Origin of the sequence: Labilibaculum filiforme (genome assembly GCF_002843315.1) — a bacterium.
GTDB lineage: Bacteria > Bacteroidota > Bacteroidia > Bacteroidales > Marinifilaceae > Labilibaculum > Labilibaculum filiforme.
The window spans coordinates 89,876-106,768 of sequence record NZ_MVDD01000001.1 but is presented as its reverse complement, the minus strand read 5'-3'; the positions used below and the strand labels follow the sequence as shown (position 1 = coordinate 106,768).

Genomic DNA, 16,893 nt, shown 5'->3' with positions numbered 1-16,893 from the left:
GTGTGTTAGGAATAAATTTCTTCAATCATTAACTGATATTTATTTTTTAAAACAGTGCGTTTTAGTTTTAAAGTAGGGGAGAGTTCTCCGGTTTCGGGAGTCCAAACAGTAGCAACCAATCGGAAACTTTTAATTTTTTTCGGATGATCAAGATTGGTATTCATTTTTTGAATTTCTTTCCAAATTCGAATCTGAATTTGCTGGTTGTAGATGATTTGTTCTGCATTTTCGAATGGTATTTTTTTGCGGCGACAATATTCTTTTAGGAATACAAAGTTTGGAGAAATAATCACAGATGGGAACCTCCTATGTTCGCCAATAACAATACTTTGATCAATAAATGGAGATTCTTTTAATTTGTTCTCAATTTCCTGAGGAGCAATATATATTCCTCCCGAAGTTTTGAATATTTCCTTTTTGCGATCCGTAATTTTTAAGAATCGCTTGTCTTCCCAACAACCAATATCTCCAGTATGAAACCAGCCATCGTCGTCAAGAACTTCTTTGGTTAATTCAGGATTTTTATAGTACCCAAGCATTACATTTGGTCCTCGGGCCAGTATTTCTCCATCTGTCGCAATTTTTACCTCCACTCCTTTTAAAACTGGTCCAACGGTTCCAAATTTCACATCGGGATAAGCATTTTTATTTGCAGCAATAATTGGTGATGTTTCGGTTAATCCATATCCCTCTTGAACAGGAATTTCGGCGGCCCAAAATAGTCGTTCCAAACGAACTTGCAGGGGAGCACCTCCCGAGCACATGAACTTTATATTCCCGCCCAAGGCTTCCTGCCACTTACTAAAAACTAGTTTTCGTGCAATTTTTAATTGAAATTCATACCACCAGCCGTTTGCCCGGTTCAACTCATATCTTTGTCCCAGATTCACAGCCCACAGGAAAATTGTTTTCTGCAAAAAAGGTAAACTTTTTCCCTTGGTCATGATTTTATCGTAAACTTTCTCGAGCAAACGGGGAACCGTAGCAAATCCGTGCGGCTTCAATTCTCGTAAATTTTCACCGATAGTATCCATACTTTCGGCATAACAAATACTAATTCCTTTAAATTGATATTGGTAATTTACCATCCGTTCATACACATGATTTATTGGCAAAAAACTCAGGGTTTTGTGCGTTGAATCTAAATTTAAACTGCTTGCAGAAGCCATAACGTTACTCATGAAATTATGATGAGAAAGCATTACTCCTTTCGGATTTCCTGTTGTTCCTGAAGTGTAAATAATAGTTGCTAAATCGTTGGCTTGAATGCTATTTTTTATTGCCAATAATTCCTTTTCGAGTTTATGCTTTGCTTTTTCACCTGTTTCTAGTAAACGAGTCCAATGGCTTACTGATTTTACTTTTTCAAATGAATACACCAACTTAATCGACACATGTTTTTTTAGCAGAGGTGCAATTTTTTCGTACAAAAAATAATCGGATACAAAGATGGCAACGGGTTGGCATTGCAAAATAATGTAATCGTAACTTTTGGTGTTTATGGTTGGATAAAGGGGAACATGAATTGCTCCTATCTGCGCCAATCCCATATCCACAAAATTCCATTCGGGTCGGTTATTGGTTATGGTTATCACACAATCATTTTTTTTAATTCCATTTTCAAGCAAGCCATAACTTATAAAGTTGGAGTAGTTAACGTACTGTTCTGTTGAAAATGGAATCCATTCCGTTCCTTCTTTTTTTACAAAGGCATTTCTTTTGTCCGGATAATTTGTCTGGTAATTTTCAAGTAAGTCAAAAATGCGCGTTACCATAAATGGTGAGTTTAGGCAGATGAGGTTGTATAGCATATCAATATGTAGCTGTTACATATGATGAGGCGCAGAGAATATAGTCTCTATGGAAGAGGTGAGAGGATGAAAAAGTTGTTCTTGCAATAGGTTTTACTAAATATGTAATTGGAATTACTCCTAATCTAAAATTAGATTAGAGTTCTATAGAATTTACGAAAAGCTTTCCGAAAATAAAATATTAATTGCTGGGTATTGTTTTTTATTTGGTGGGCGTAAAAAAAAGGAAGCCGATAAAAGCTTCCTTTATATTATAAGTGATAATTTTTTATTTGTTGAAATCCCCGGAGGAAATCTTCTGTTTTCATGCGTTTTTTACCTGCCTGCTGTAACATTTTTATGGAGATAAAACCTCCTTTAACAGCTACTTTTAAATAAGATTTTCCGTCGGTAGTAAGATGTCCAATTTTTTCACTGTGTTTTTCTTCTTCTTTCTCAGCAGTAAAAATTTTCAGACCAATTGCTTTTCCTTCTTCCTTAGGGATTAGTTCGGTCCAGGATGCAGGGTAAGGACTCAATCCTCGAACAAGGTTATGAATAGCATTCAAATCCTGTGTCCAATCAATTTTACAATCCTCTTTAAATATTTTTGGAGCTACTTTTAGTTCCAGAACTTCTCCCGATAAGCTTTCCTGAGGAATTTGAGGATATTTTCCGGCTTCAATAGCACGAACCGTTTTAACAACCAGTTCAGAGCCAAGCGTCATCAATTTGTCATGAATAACTTCTACATTATCATTATCGCCAATGGAAATTTTTTCTTGAAACAGAATATTCCCAGTATCAATTTCGTGTTGAAGCAGAAAGGTAGAAACTCCTGTTTCTTTGTCGCCATTAATAATTGCCCAATTGATTGGAGCAGCTCCTCTGTACTGAGGGAGTAGGGAGGCATGTAGATTTAATGTTCCAAATTTAGGCATGTTCCAAACCATTTCAGGAAGCATTTTAAAAGCGACTACTACCTGAAGATCTGCTTTTAGTGCTCTTAATTCTTCGAGGAATTCTTCGTTTCGAAATTTCTCTGGTTGAAGAATTTTAAGTCCTTTATCTACTGCAAATTTTTTCACTGCAGCTTCTTGAATTTGTTGACCTCTTCCGGCAGGCTTGTCGGGATTGGTGATAACACCAACAACATTGCATCCGGCATTTAGTAAGGCTTCAAGAGGAGCAACCGCAAAATCGGGTGTGCCCATGTATACTATTCGTAATTTATTCATCATTCCTTACTCTTTTAATGTGCTGTTTCCTTTATTGTGTTTTGGGAAGTAGGGGCAGTGTTTGCATCCATTTCCACAACAATAGCCTCTTTCTGTTAAATACTTTTTGGTGAGTATTCGGTATCCATCAGGGCTCATTGTATAATCAATATCTGGTTGTAAGTCGTCGAACATACTATTCTTGTTGAATTAATAAAAATTCGTTCATCTTCTCATTTTTGATAGTTACTGAAAGATGGTAGTGAGAAATTTTGAGTTTTCCATTTTCCAGAATTATAATTCCCGAGCCACGACAAACTCCCATCCATGTAGTAAGTAATTCATCAAACCAAATGGTTTTGTTATCGTCCGAGAAATATATTTGTCGGTTGTAAGGCTTAAAATCCCAAGTTTTTCCCTTTGAAAAGTGAGGCTCGCAAAATGCGAAAAACTCTTTTTTAGTCCAACGTTCGCCGGCATCGGTACCAATATAAATGGCATTTTCACTAAAGCAATTAAAATAAGTATCCAATTGAGCTTCGGTTGCTGCCTGATGCCATTTGTTTATGAATTCATCGATTTCTTTCTTTTGTTTTGGTGCGTTTGTATTGCACGAAAAGGCAATTAGAATAAGGATAAATCCTAAAGTAGGAAATAGTTTATTCATTCTTTTTCTTGAAAAATTTCAATGGATTAATTTTCTTAAAGAAATCAATATAGTTCTCAATATTGAAAACAGTAGAGTCGGTGGTTGCTTTATAAGTAAGAATTATTCCAAGTGGCAACACAATAAGAGAAGACATCCACATGCCCCAGACAGGTTCAAGAACCAGTTCTTTTGAGAAACGTTCCGCTGTCATCGAAATAATATAGTAAATAATAAAGAACAAAATGGAGACAATTACTGGCATACCTAATCCTCCTTTACGGATAATTGCTCCAAGAGGAGCTCCAATAAAGAAGAAAATAAAGCAGGCAAAAGGCAATGTGAATTTACGATGCCACTCGTTCGTGAATTTTCGCAGCCATTTAATTTGCCCTGATAATTCGTTATCTTTTCTCGCAATATTTTCACGGGCTTTTCTCCCTTTGTCTAAAGCATAACTAATGGTAGTCAGCTTTTTAGAAGGATTAAGTTTGTTGAATAAAGAATCGGCATCCTTTATTTTTTCAGTTATCAAGACCGATTTAATAGAATCATTTAAAAGATTCTTAGGTTCTTTTTGGAAGTAATGTCGAACGAGTAAACTTTTCGAGAAATTATTCTTTTCCTCTTCAATTATTGAATTAAGTGAATCTTCCTGATTTACCAGTTGACCCAAATTTAGCATTCTGTAACTATTCTTAAATCGATTCTCGTCGGTTCGTTTTAAATCATTGCCTGGCAATGAAATATTCTGCTTGAATTCATCAAATTTTATTCTTCGCGAAGGATGGTTTTTATCTCTATCTCGTGGCTTTTGTTTTACTTCCTGATATATATTACCACTGTAAAGTGTAAGGTTCATGGTTAATTTGTCAGCCGAGGTAACCATAGTTCCCGAATCGGCAACCGTTACATCGGTGTTTCCCAAACCTTCACGATGATCGTAGATCAAAAGATCGTGCAGCATTCCAGTGTTTTTATCAATTTTACCAACCTTAACACTAAATTTTGGGAGGTCGTTGGTAAAAATACCTTCTTTAAGAATCAGTTCTGGATTTTGTTTTTTAATGTCGTATAGTAAGGTGCTGGTTTTTAGGGAAGCAATAGGCATTATTACATTTGAAAAATAGAATGCTCCTAAACTAATAAAGATAATTAGGATGATTAAGGGTTTCATAATCCTTTGCAGGGATATTCCAGCAGCTTTTAATGCGGTTAATTCATAGTTCTCACCCATATTTCCGAATGTCATTATGGATGCCAGCAAAATGGCTAATGGTAAAGCCATAGGAACCAAAGTTGCCGAAACATAAAAAAGAAATTCAGCAATAATAGTCCAATCCAAGCCTTTCCCTACAAATTCATCGATATAACGCCATAAGAATTGCATTAGCAAAACAAACATGCAGATAAAAAAGGTGAATGCCAGAGGCCCTAAAAAGCTTTTTAAAATAAATGAATGTAATCTTTTCATTCCTTGCCATTTTGGTTGATAAATGGAATCTAAATTATTTTCAACCAGATTAGTAAATCATGTTTGTTGAAACTTCACGATTTGTTCCATACAAAACAAGACCAATAACACAATGAGACTGGTCTTGAGGAATACAAAAATAAGGTATTTTAATTAGGTTTCGTAAATGTGGAGTGTTAAAAAATCATATCCCTAAAACTTGCTTTAGCTCTGAAATTTGAGAGTCCCATAATTCAATTCCCTCATCTACCTCATCTTCTTCGGCATAATCAGTAATTATTAAAGATAAATCGTTGGTAAGAGCATCTATTTCAATTTTGAACTCGAAGAAACTATCATCATCATCGCTGTCTAACCAATGAAAACGAACCAGACGATTGTCTTTCTTTAAAAGTAATTCTGCTTGTTGTTCGGAACCTTCCCATATAAAGGTGAATATTTTTCCTTTTTGATTAACATCATCGGCAAACCATTCTGATAAACCACTTGCGCTGCTTAATCTATCGTAAATTACTTTTTGTGAGGCTTGTAGCACATATTCTAGTTCAAATTGTTGCATTGGACGGACTTTTGTTGAATAAAATAATTAGATGAAAATATGTAAAAACTAATTAAACAAGTCTGAAGTTTTTTCATATAACCCGAAAACCGGATTTTTTTCTAACTAAAAACGTGAATTGTAAGTTACTACTGAAATTTTTCGCAAGATACTTAAGATAATGGAATTAAAAAAACAGGATTGCAACTTACAGGATTTCCATATTTATTAGTATTGGTTCGTTTTGCTAATTGTTTGATTTTAGTAATATAAGGAAATTTTTAGAAATAAAATTTAGATGCTTTTATTCTAAAAAAATATGAAAAAAAGGGGCAAGGATTTTTTTTAAATGAAAAAGGATTTTATATTTGCACCTCGTTAGAAAAACGGCGAGGTAGCTCAGCTGGTTAGAGCGCGTGATTCATAATCACGAGGTCGGCGGTTCAAGCCCGCCTCTCGCTACAAAAAGGGAATTGCTGAAAAGTGATTCCCTTTGTTTTTTTATTAAATGCGATATTAGACTTGGAAAGAATGAAATGGTATCGTAAACTTTCTTTTTTGGTAGAATGATTTGAGTTTGTTTTTTAGAGTGATTTGCTAGAAATAGAAGTTTTAGGTTTATATATTACGAATCGGAACCTTCTTTTTTTCCCGATTGAGTATGGATAATTTACTTTTTTGAAAAAAAACAAAATATTTTTTAGCTGTAATAATTCTGTAATTGAGATAGTTTGCAATATTATTCGGGAAGCTTACTTCGATTTCCAATAAAAAGATTTTTTTTAGAACTAAAATGCAATTATATTTGCACCGCAATCCAGCAAAAATGGCGAGGTAGCTCAGCTGGTTAGAGCGCGTGATTCATAATCACGAGGTCGGCGGTTCAAGCCCGCCTCTCGCTACAAAAAGGGAATAACTGAAGAGTTATTCCCTTTTTATTTTTAGGAATATTTCTTTCATAAAACAATGGTTATTTTATCTTTGTTAGGCTAAAAATTTAAATAGAATATGATGACAAGTAATTGGTTTGAGTGCAAAGTGAAATACGTGAAAATTGACGAAGCATCTGGGAAAGAGAAAAAAGTATCGGAGCCATATTTGGTGGATGCGGTATCTTTTACCGAGGCCGAAGCAAGAATTCACAAGGAGCTGGAACAAATGATTAGTGGCGATTTTAATGTAACAAACATTAGTAAATCTAATGTTACAGAATTATATCCAAACGAAAATGGCGACCGTTGGTTTAAAGCAAAGGTTTCTTTTGTTGATATTGATGAAGCATCTGGGAAAGAGAAAAAAGCAACTCAATATATGCTTACCCAAGCAAGTAATGTAAAACAAGCTTACGAATTTTTAGAAGAGTGCTTAAGTACGATGATCGTACCTTACGAAATTCCTGCTATTTCGGAAAGTCCGTTAATGGATGTATTTCCATATTTTAGCGATGAGCTGAATGAAGAAATTCCTGCACATTTAAAACCTGTTTCTGAAATGGAAGAGAATAGCAACGAATTCGAATAGATCAGATTTTTCTGATCCTCTTCTTATCGAAAACGTTTGTTTACTGTTTAAAAACAGGTGTAAAATTACAAATTAAGTGTTGTAAAACCCTGTGTGTGTTGATATAATAATCACACATACAGGGTTTTATGTTTTTAAATGGGAAGCGTGTTGTTTTTCTTTTAAATATTCGTTTAAATTTAATTCTTGTTTTACATTTGTTCCGATAAATAAACACAAATTAATTCTTACCGAATAATTCTTTCTTTGGTAAGAAGTTTTAAGCCTTTAATCTATTGTTTTGGCTTGAACAACATTGCTCTTCATAAGAGTTTTTGGCGCACGAAAGAGGTGGATATGCTTATTGCGATCCACCTCTTTTATTTGGATGAGAATTGTTAGTTTTAAGCTGTGTATTAAAAATCGAAAAATGACTGAAATTAAATTTGAAAGCTTGGGAGTGATTCGAACATCCTATAAAACGCTTGAAAATATGCCGATCCAGCCAATGGGAGCAAAAGGCGTAAAGGCTAATATTGTTTTAAATACTGAATTTGTTGATGGATTAAAAGATTTGGAGGGTTTTTCTCATATCACTCTTATTTACCATTTGCATAAAGTAAAAGACTACAAATTGCGTGTAATTCCATTTATGGATTCCGAAGAGCATGGCATTTTTGCAACACGTTCGCCGCGCAGACCCAATGCAATTGGTATCTCAACAGTAAAATTAATTGGGATAAACGAAAATATTATTCATATCGAGGATGCTGATGTTTTAGATGGAACCCCTTTACTGGATATTAAGCCTTTTTTTGGACGTTTTGATAATCGTGAAAATGTGCAATCGGGTTGGTTAGATCGAAAATGGGACGACAAGCATAAAACATTAAAGTCGGATGAACGATTTAAAGTCTGCGATAACGAATAAGAGGTAGTTGGTTTATGCTTTTAAAACCAAATCCTTTAAGGTAGCAATCCATTTAGGATGATCGTTTAAACTTTCTACCAATACTAATTTCTCACCGCCGTTTTCCTCGAAAATCTCTCTATATTCGATGCCAATTTCTACAGTTGTTTCTAAACAATCAGCAACAAATGCTGGACTAAAAACTAGTATTTTTTTGGCTCCGTTTTTTGCTTTTTCTTCCACTACTTTATCGGAAAAAGGTTCCAGCCAGTTCTTATCCAATCGCGATTGAAATGAAACAGTGTATTTTTCTTTCGGAATAGCGAGTTTTTCGGCTAATAAACGACTGGTTTCGAAACAGGTAGATCGATAGCAATAGTAGTCTGTATCGGGTTTAAACTCTTTGTGGCAATTACAGGTAAGACAATTTCGATTGGGATGCACCTTGTTTATCTGACGAATAGGTAAGCCGTGATAGGAGAATACGAAATGATCGAATTCATTCAAATCATTCTTCTGTGCATTTTCAACAATCGTATCCAAATATCCTTCATGGTCGAAGAATTGATTCACAAATTTAACCTCTGGAATTACCTCCCAGGTTTTAATGATTTCCATTGCTTTCTGGAAAGTGGAACCAGTAGAAGAGGAAGCGTATTGCGGATACATTGGCAGAATAATTAATTTCTGAGGCATATCCTTTTGTATCTTATCCAAAACACTTTTCATCGATGGTTGTTGGTATCGCATGGCTAATTCTACCGTGAAATTGGTTTCCAATTCTTTCTGAAGAAGTTGCTTCACTTTTTCACCGTAAATCATTAATGGCGAACCATCCTTAGTCCATACTTGCTTGTATATTTTCGAGGATCCTTTTGCGCGAAAAGGTACAATAATAAGATTCACTAATATTTTTCTTAGCAACCAGGGAATGTCAATAACTCTTGGGTCGTTTAGAAATTCGAAAAGATAGGTACGAACATCCGATACGTTAGGACTTTTTGGGGTGCCTAAATTAAGAAGTAAAACAGTTGTTTTTTTTGACATAGTGTTTATGTGGTTTATTAAGATAAAAGGAAAACGTAATTGTTTGTTGCTAGCTTAAAGTAATAAAAATTTTCTTCCACCACTAAACAATTTAAATAGTAATTTGTTTTTCGAAACAGTCACAATTTAGTTAATTCATTCGTTGATCCAATTAATTCCTTTCCGCAATAAGGAAAGTGTTTGTTGCTCTTTAGAATTTTTTTCAATTGGGTATTGATACGTCCATTTAACCTCAGGTGGCATACTAACCAATATTGATTCCGTTCTGCCATTGGTATCCAAGCCAAATTTTGTTCCCTTGTCGAGCACCAGGTTGAATTCTACATATCTTCCTCGTCGGTGTAATTGCCAGTCTTTCTCCTTTTCGGAATAAGGAGTTTTGGCATTTTGTTTCATTATCTGACAGTAAAGAGGTGCAAATAAGTTCCCAACATCCATCGTAAAATTAAAAATTTGCTCCTTACTTAAACCATCCGTTCCATTTAATTGATCAAAGAATATACCACCAACTCCTCTTGTTTCCTCTCGAAAGGGAAGATAAAAGTAGTCATCAGCCCAAGTTTTAAATTTGGCATAGTAGTCTATGTTATGACGATCACAAACTTCTTTTAGTTGTAAATGAAATTCTTTGGCTTGCATTTTATCAATATAAATAGGAGTAAGGTCTATGCCACCACCAAACCAAAACGTACCGTCTTCTAATTCAAAATAGCGAACATTCATATGAATAATAGGCACGTGTGGATTTTCAGGATGCATGATTAAGGAAACACCTGTTGCAAAGAAATTGGAATTGGAAAGGTGCAATTTGTTTCTTATTTTATCGGGCAGTTCGCCGTAAACTGCCGAAAATTGAACACCGCCTTTTTCAATAATGTTTCCATTGGTAATTACCCGACTTCGACCTCCACCACCAGCTTCTCGCTCCCAATTATCTTCCATGAAAAGTCCTTTTCCATCCGTTTTTTCAATGGACTTCGTGATTCTATCTTGTAGCTGTTTAAATTTGCCTGCGATTTCTTCTTTATGCATAGAATTGTTTACTTGTTTACGAATCAAACATTACTTTTTTAAGCTTCCTTAGAAATTGCTTGTCTCTTTTTTTTTGAAGAGAATCGGGAGAGCATTTTCTTCTCAAACTTCCAGAAAAAACGAAACTGCCCCAATAAGCTTCCAACAATGATTAATAATACTTGATAGCTTGGAGTAATGATTAAAATGCTTAAAATAATTTTGATGAGTAAATTGGTATCCGGTCCAATGGATAGAAATTCAAAAACTGGCTTACGAACCATAACCGAAAGACTTCCAGTAAGCGAAAAAGTAATAAGAATAAGAATCAATTGGATGTTAGAGGTGATTTCCCAACGCTTTTTAAGTTTCTCAAACATGAGGTTTATACTTTTTTTTAATGTGAAATTTATCTCGTATAATGTTGTCCCTATTTATCGGGATTACCATTCCATATTTGCTTTCGCAGATAAGGAATGAGTCAAATACTAATCGACATTATTTAGAATAGTTTTTAATAAGGACAAATATAATATAAAATACCTTTTAGTCTTTAATTGCGCGAAATAAATTGGATTGATTTTATTGATTAAGCAATTGAGCTCTTTGATCGCTAGTTTGAGGCATAAAAAAACCGCCTCATTACTGAGACGGTTCCTTAAAAATATTTTACTTCGATTATTTAGAAACTCTTTCCAACCATTTCACCATAAATATGATTGTAAACATCGAGATGGCTGTTGCGATAACAAAAATACTCCAAGTCATCCAAACTGGTATAGTTTGATATAAAACTGCACCAATCCATAATAGACCATTGCCTAATGCAGTAGCACCTAACCATCCACCTTGCATCATCCCTTGATATTGAGGAGGTGCAACCTTAGAAACAAATGAAATACCCATTGGGCTAATAAATAATTCAGCAACAGTTAATATGAAATAAGTTCCTAATAATAAATATGGAGCAACACGCTCCGAATCCATAAGAGGAGTACCACCTGCTGAAGGAGTAATAGTTTCCCATAAAGGTAAACCGAAAGAACCTAACATCATTACAACAAAACCTAAACAAGCTATACCCATACCGATAGCAATCTTTTTAGGAGTAGATGGTTCCATGTTTCGAGCTCTTAACCATCCAAAGATACCAACAACAACAGGAGTTAAGAATACAACAAAGAACGGATTCATTGATTGGAAAAGTTCTACTGAGAAATTCCAGTTTCCTATCTTAAGTACGGTGTAATCTTTAGCAAATAACGTTAATGTTAAGCCATTTTGGTGGAAAGAGAACCAAAAGAAGATAACAACGGAAAATACCGCTAATAAAGCATACATACGTTGCTTAATTTCCTTAGCTTCCATTTTCACTTCTTCCTTAGTGTATCCAGAACCTACAGTTTCTGTTCCTTTTGGATTCGGAAACTGTTTTTTATTTTTGATAAATACAATAAGAGAAATAACCATGGCTACAATTGCCGTTCCAAATGCGTAATGGAAACCAGTATTAAATACGTTTAAGTATCTATCTGCAAATTCAGCTAAATTAGCTACAGGTGCTCCGCTTGCTTTGTCAGCATACTCTTGAAATGTATGCATGGAAGCTTCTGAAATGTTACCATTAATGAAACTGTGACAATATTCAGGTAAACTCGCATCATATTGTAATTGATTTTTTCCTAACCACCAATTACGCATTACAATTGCAACAATTGGTGCAAAAATTGCACCGATATTTATGAACGCATAAAATAGAGAGAAACCTGAATCTCTTAATGCATTATACTTAGGATCGTCATACATTTGACCAACCAATGCTTGTAGGTTACCTTTGAAAAGACCGTTACCAAAAGCGATTACAAATAAACCAATTAGTGAAATAGTTAAAAAGAGAGGTACACTTGATACAGGCGTAGGAGTAGGTATAGCTAAAATAACATAACCTGCTGCCATCATAATTAAACCAGTTAGAATGGTACCTTTAAAGTTGTTTATTTTATCCGCAATTATACCTCCAACTAATGCAAGTATATAAATCGAAAAATAGAAAATAGAGTAAATAATACCAGCATTAGCTCCATCTAAATTAAATTTTGCTTGTAAGAATAATACCAGAATAGCCATCATGGTGTAGAAACCAAATCGTTCTCCCATGTTTGCTAGAGCAGCAGGAATTAGTCCTTTAGGATGTCCTTTAAACATAAATGTTAGTTTTAAATTATAATAGTATAGTTTTTCTTATTCTAAGAAGCACAAATATATAGAAAAAATCAGAAGAGAGTAACGAATTGATAGCAGAATCAATCTATTTAAAACGTTTTCGTAAGCAGAATTGATAATTGAAAGTTTAGTATCTTTGAGATAACGCTCCAAAAAAAGACGAATTTAAAATACATAGAGAAATAACATATATACGGGGGGACAGTTTCCTGATGTTTTGTTTTATTTGGTGTTGTTTTTATCATTTTTTGCTCTTTAGGAGGGGGTATAATTTATATTTTTTAAAATTTGATAACCATGAAAATATTTTCTGCAAAACAGATTGCTAAAATTGATGCATATACCATAGAGCATGAACCAATTATGTCTATCGACTTAATGGAAAGGGCGGCAAGTAAAATTTTTAAATGGATTGTTTCACATTTTCCTGCTCCACAAAATTGTAAAATTTTTGTGGGGCCAGGGAATAACGGAGGGGATGGTTTGGCCTTGGCTCGAATGTTGGCAGTTAAAAATTATGCAGTAGAGGTGCATGTACTTCGAATTACCGATAAGCTATCGACAGATGCTGCTAAAAATTTAGAACGTCTAAATGGATTGAATACATTGGATTTGTACGAAATGTCGTCTATTGAATCCATGCCTTGGCTTTTTAAAGACGATATAGTGGTCGATGCCATTTTTGGATCGGGTTTATCAAGACCTTTAGAGGGATTGGTTTTGGATGTTGTGAAGGCAATGAATGCTAGTGAAGCCAATGTTATAGCTATCGATATTCCATCTGGACTGATGACAGAGGATAATTCGGAAAATAGTGGGAGAGGAATTGTTCGGGCCGATTATACTCTAAGTTTTCAGTTTCCAAAATTGGCATTTCTTTTTCCCGAAAATGCACAATACATTGGTGAATGGGAGGTTTTGTCGATAGGGTTACATCCTGAAATTATTAGCTCAGAAACCACGCCTTATAGAATGCTTAGTAAGGAGTTCGTAAAATCTTTATTAATGCCAAGGAAAAAATTTGATCATAAGGGGACTTACGGTCACGGGTTACTAATTAGTGGAAGTTATGGAAAAATGGGAGCGGCAATATTGGCATCTCGGGCTAGTTTACGTTCGGGAATCGGTTTGTTAACCACTCATATTCCACGTTTGGGGTATCAAATTCTGCAAACAGCAGTACCCGAAGCAATGGTGAGTATCGATCGTTCCGATATTATTTTTACAGAATATCCAGATTTAAGTCAATTTAAGGCAATTGCTATTGGGCCGGGAATCGATAAAAAGCAAAATTCTTTTAGAGCGATGATTGATTTATTAAAGGAAGTTAAAGTTCCAATGGTTATAGATGCCGATGCAATTAATATTATTGGAGAACATCCCGAATTAAAAAAGGAATTGCCGTTGGGAAGTATTTTTACGCCACATGTGAAGGAATTTGAGCGTTTGGTAGGTAAAAGCGACGATAGTTATACCCGCAACTGTATGCAGCGAGAGTTTGCCAAAAATAATGAAATAAGCTTGGTGTTGAAAGGTGCGTACACTGCTATTTGTTGTCCCGAAGGAAGTTGTTATTTTAATCCGAAAGGAAACCCAGGAATGGCAACTGCAGGCAGTGGCGATGTGTTGACCGGAATAATATTATCTTTGTTATCGCAGGGCTATCCTTCGCATGTTGCGGCTATAATTGGAGTGTACCTGCATGGTTTGGCTGGCGATTTGGCCTCGGTTGATTTTGGGGTAGAAGCATTAACAGCCAGTGATATTGTTGACTATTTGCCAAAGGCATGGTTATATCTAAAAAAATAGGGTTTTCTAATATAATAGTTAGCCAGTAGTAAACGAGTTTAATGATCCAATTTGTAAACAAAAAAAATACAGAATATAATGAAACGAATGATTTTTAGAACCTTGTTGGTATCAGTTGTTGTAATTTCTTGTCAGTGGAATACTACAGCACAAAAGAGGAGAACTCTAGAAACTCCAAGTACCGTTGTGTATGCATTGCCACAAACGGTTATAAAGCTTAATGTAAAGGCCGAAAAATCAATTTTGAAGAGAGGTCCTTTTGCCGATTATGCGAAAAAATTTCTGAATGTTTCAGATGTGGTTGTTGCCGATGGAGTGGAGTGGAAACTTAAATCGATTGATGTTTCGGCCTACGGAGAAGTAGATCCGGAACAGTACCATAAAATTACTACTTCGGTAGATTATGAACCAAGCTTAATTTCTTTAACTCCCGATGGATTAATCAGTGGCTTTAATTTGCAAAAGAAAAAGATGTTGGGAGCAGAAAAAGAAGTGGTTTTTATTAACGATGATGAGGTTAAAATAGAATATGGAAGGTTTGCAATTGATCCAATAATTAAGTACAAAGAGGATACTGTTTTTAAAGTGGTGGAAACCGATACCGCTTTCGTAAAAGTTCCTGTACTTGAAAAGCAAGCTTTGGTAAAATCAATGGAGGAAAAAGCTGAAGAAGCGGCTCATCAGATATTTAAGTTACGGAAAAGAAGATTTAAAATACTAACAGCTAATTACGAAGTATTACCTCCAGATGGGAAAGCTTATGAGTTGATCGTTAAAGAATTGGAGAAATTAGAAAATGATTACTTGTCTTTATTTATTGGAAAGAGAGTTGCTTTTGCCGAAAATTTCGAGTTTTTATACACTCCTAAAAGTGGTGAGACTGGTGGGGTAATATTTAGAATGTCTCCTCAAACTGGTCCTGTTGGAGTTAATGATTTAGGAGGAAAACCAATTCGTATCGATTTCAAAAATTTAGAAACAACAAGAGAGTTAGCTATTGTTCCAACAGCTGGTGTTACTGCTCAAAAGCAGATATTCTACCGAATTCCTGGAATGGCTGATCTTAGCATTTCTAACGGAAAAGATATTTTATATAAAAACAGAATATCAATCGCACAATTTGGCAAAATTACGAGTATGCCAGCAGAGGTATTGATGAACGAAAACTACAGTATTGAATTTTATCCAGATTTAGGATCCATTAAAAATGTGAGCAAGTAGTTTCTTTTTAATTCTAAAAGTAGTTTTAAATAGAAGGAAGTTACTTATAGTTAGGTCGATACAAACAATAGAATAAAAAAAACCTGTTTGAATTTCAAACAGGTTTTTTTATGCGCCTTATTAGGCTTTTATTATTGTGCCCGACTAGTCAAGCATTCTTTCAATAGTTTGAGCTCTGTTTGGACCAACAGAAACAATTTTAACAGGTACTCCAGTTTCTTCTTCAATGAAATTAATGTAAGCATTGAATTCTTCCGAAAATTCATTTTCATGAGTAACCGAAGTCATGTCGGTTTTCCAACCGTTAAACTCTGTATAAACAGGTTTAATTTCGTCTGTCATCTCGTAAGGAACGTGTTCTACTTCTTCTCCATTAACAAGGTAAGAAGTACAAATTTTGATAGTATCGAAATCGTCCATTACATCCGATTTCATCATGGTTAGTTCAGTAACTCCATTAATCATGATGGAATATTTAAGGGCAACCATATCCAACCAACCGCATCTTCTTGCGCGACCTGTAGTAGAACCAAATTCATTTCCTTTTGTTCTTAGCATTTCGCCGTCTTCATCAAAAAGCTCGGTAGGGAAAGGACCCATACCAACTCTTGTACAATATGCTTTAAAAATACCAATTACTCTACCAATACGATTTGGAGCAACACCTAAACCAGTACAAGCTCCTGCGCATACTGTATTCGATGAAGTTACAAATGGGTACGATCCAAAATCAACATCCAATAAAGTTCCTTGTGCACCTTCGGCAAGAATAGATTTACCATCTTTAAGGGCATCATTAAGGAATTGTTCGCTATCAATTAACTGAAATTCACTTAATACTTTAATTCCTTCGAACCATTCTGCTTCGTATTCCGAAATATCATAATCGAATTCGTAAAGTTTGTCGAGCATTAAGCGATGCTTTTCAACCAGAGCATTATATTTTTCCTTAAAATTCAAGTTGATATCACCTACACGCAAACCGTTTCTACCTGTTTTATCCATATAGGTAGGTCCAATTCCTTTAAGAGTAGAACCAATTTTTGATTTTCCTTTTGCAGCTTCAGATGCGGCATCAAGAATTCGGTGAGAAGGTAAAATTAAATGAGCCTTTTTTGAAATAAATAAGGTTTTGGTAAGATTGATTCCAAGTTTTTTGATCCCTTCAATTTCTTTTTTGAATATCACAGGATCGATAACAACACCATTTCCAATAACATTAATCTTATCGTCGCGGAAGATACCGGAAGGAATTGTATGCAGAACGTGCTTAATTTTATTAAATTCTAAAGTGTGTCCTGCGTTAGGGCCACCCTGAAAACGGGTGATAAAATCGTACTTTGGGGTCAGTACGTCCACAACTTTTCCTTTACCTTCATCTCCCCATTGGAGGCCTAAAAGTACATCAACTTTCATCTTTCTAATAATTTGATAGTGAATCTTAACAAGTAACTATCCAAACCAATTTTATTATTGGATTTATAAAATGGTTCGGGGTATGAGGTTA

The 16,893-nt window shown here is 34.9% G+C and carries 15 protein-coding genes and 2 tRNA genes; 6 read left to right on the top strand and 11 right to left on the bottom strand.

Features of this window, described 5'->3' with window-relative positions; all coding sequences use genetic code 11:
* Positions 1 to 5: 5 nt before the first annotated feature.
* The 6 genes from BZG02_RS00450 to BZG02_RS00430 all read right to left on the bottom strand — a co-directional run bounded on the left by BZG02_RS00450 (position 6) and on the right by BZG02_RS00430 (position 5,686).
* Positions 6 to 1,775, bottom strand: a complete 1,770-nt coding sequence (locus BZG02_RS00450; RefSeq protein WP_101259442.1) for an AMP-dependent synthetase/ligase — start codon at positions 1,773 to 1,775, stop codon at positions 6 to 8.
* 287 nt (positions 1,776 to 2,062) lie between these two features.
* On the bottom strand, positions 2,063 to 3,031 hold the full coding sequence (fmt, locus tag BZG02_RS00445) for a methionyl-tRNA formyltransferase (protein WP_245868038.1): 969 nt from the start codon (positions 3,029 to 3,031) through the stop codon (positions 2,063 to 2,065).
* 3 nt (positions 3,032 to 3,034) lie between these two features.
* Complete coding sequence (locus BZG02_RS20720) at positions 3,035 to 3,202, bottom strand: DUF5522 domain-containing protein (protein ID WP_180335581.1); 168 nt, start codon at positions 3,200 to 3,202, stop codon at positions 3,035 to 3,037.
* 1 nt (position 3,203) lies between these two features.
* Positions 3,204 to 3,674, bottom strand: coding sequence for a nuclear transport factor 2 family protein (locus tag BZG02_RS00440; RefSeq protein WP_101259441.1), 471 nt, complete (start codon positions 3,672 to 3,674; stop codon positions 3,204 to 3,206).
* Positions 3,667 to 5,127, bottom strand: coding sequence for an LptF/LptG family permease (locus tag BZG02_RS00435; protein WP_101259440.1), 1,461 nt, complete (start codon positions 5,125 to 5,127; stop codon positions 3,667 to 3,669). The genes BZG02_RS00440 and BZG02_RS00435 overlap by 8 nt, the downstream gene beginning before the upstream one ends.
* Before the next feature lie 184 nt (positions 5,128 to 5,311).
* A complete protein-coding gene (locus BZG02_RS00430; RefSeq protein WP_101259439.1) occupies positions 5,312 to 5,686 on the bottom strand; it encodes an START-like domain-containing protein in 375 nt (124 codons plus the stop codon).
* Positions 5,687 to 6,053: 367 nt separating this feature from the next.
* Between BZG02_RS00430 and BZG02_RS00425 the strand changes: the two genes are divergently transcribed.
* The 4 genes from BZG02_RS00425 (at position 6,054) to tsaA (ending at position 8,096) form a co-directional block, all read left to right on the top strand.
* Positions 6,054 to 6,127 (top strand) — tRNA-Met (locus BZG02_RS00425).
* Between the two features lie 366 nt (positions 6,128 to 6,493).
* Positions 6,494 to 6,567 (top strand) — tRNA-Met (locus BZG02_RS00420).
* 106 nt (positions 6,568 to 6,673) lie between these two features.
* On the top strand, positions 6,674 to 7,186 hold the full coding sequence (locus BZG02_RS00415; protein WP_245868037.1) for a DUF4494 domain-containing protein: 513 nt from the start codon (positions 6,674 to 6,676) through the stop codon (positions 7,184 to 7,186).
* Between the two features lie 409 nt (positions 7,187 to 7,595).
* Positions 7,596 to 8,096 carry a tRNA (N6-threonylcarbamoyladenosine(37)-N6)-methyltransferase TrmO gene (gene tsaA, locus BZG02_RS00410; RefSeq protein ID WP_101259437.1) on the top strand — a complete coding sequence of 167 codons (501 nt, stop codon included), beginning with the start codon at positions 7,596 to 7,598 and terminating at the stop codon, positions 8,094 to 8,096.
* Between the two features lie 12 nt (positions 8,097 to 8,108).
* Here the strand turns inward: tsaA and hemH are convergent, their stop codons facing one another.
* The 4 genes from hemH to BZG02_RS00390 all read right to left on the bottom strand — a co-directional run bounded on the left by hemH (position 8,109) and on the right by BZG02_RS00390 (position 12,338).
* The gene (hemH, locus tag BZG02_RS00405; protein WP_101259436.1) at positions 8,109 to 9,122 is read right to left on the bottom strand and encodes a ferrochelatase; all 1,014 of its coding nucleotides are present in this window, start codon (positions 9,120 to 9,122) and stop codon (positions 8,109 to 8,111) included.
* 135 nt (positions 9,123 to 9,257) lie between these two features.
* Positions 9,258 to 10,181: an oxygen-dependent coproporphyrinogen oxidase gene (gene hemF / locus BZG02_RS00400; protein WP_245868036.1), complete on the bottom strand. Its 924-nt coding sequence runs from the start codon at positions 10,179 to 10,181 to the stop codon at positions 9,258 to 9,260.
* Positions 10,182 to 10,192: 11 nt separating this feature from the next.
* The gene (locus BZG02_RS00395) at positions 10,193 to 10,513 is read right to left on the bottom strand and encodes a DUF6787 family protein (protein WP_101259434.1); all 321 of its coding nucleotides are present in this window, start codon (positions 10,511 to 10,513) and stop codon (positions 10,193 to 10,195) included.
* A gap of 298 nt (positions 10,514 to 10,811) precedes the next feature.
* Entirely contained in the window at positions 10,812 to 12,338 is a 1,527-nt protein-coding gene (locus BZG02_RS00390; protein WP_101259433.1) for a peptide MFS transporter, read from the bottom strand.
* A 315-nt stretch (positions 12,339 to 12,653) separates the two neighbouring features.
* Between BZG02_RS00390 and BZG02_RS00385 the strand changes: the two genes are divergently transcribed.
* Together BZG02_RS00385 and BZG02_RS00380 are read left to right on the top strand one after the other, a co-directional pair.
* The gene (locus BZG02_RS00385) at positions 12,654 to 14,165 is read left to right on the top strand and encodes an NAD(P)H-hydrate dehydratase (RefSeq protein WP_101259432.1); all 1,512 of its coding nucleotides are present in this window, start codon (positions 12,654 to 12,656) and stop codon (positions 14,163 to 14,165) included.
* A gap of 78 nt (positions 14,166 to 14,243) precedes the next feature.
* A complete protein-coding gene (locus tag BZG02_RS00380; RefSeq protein ID WP_101259431.1) occupies positions 14,244 to 15,386 on the top strand; it encodes a DUF4831 family protein in 1,143 nt (380 codons plus the stop codon).
* Positions 15,387 to 15,530: 144 nt separating this feature from the next.
* Here BZG02_RS00380 and BZG02_RS00375 read toward each other — a convergent pair whose 3' ends face one another.
* Positions 15,531 to 16,802, bottom strand: coding sequence for an adenylosuccinate synthase (locus tag BZG02_RS00375; protein ID WP_101259430.1), 1,272 nt, complete (start codon positions 16,800 to 16,802; stop codon positions 15,531 to 15,533).
* Positions 16,803 to 16,893 lie beyond the last annotated feature (91 nt).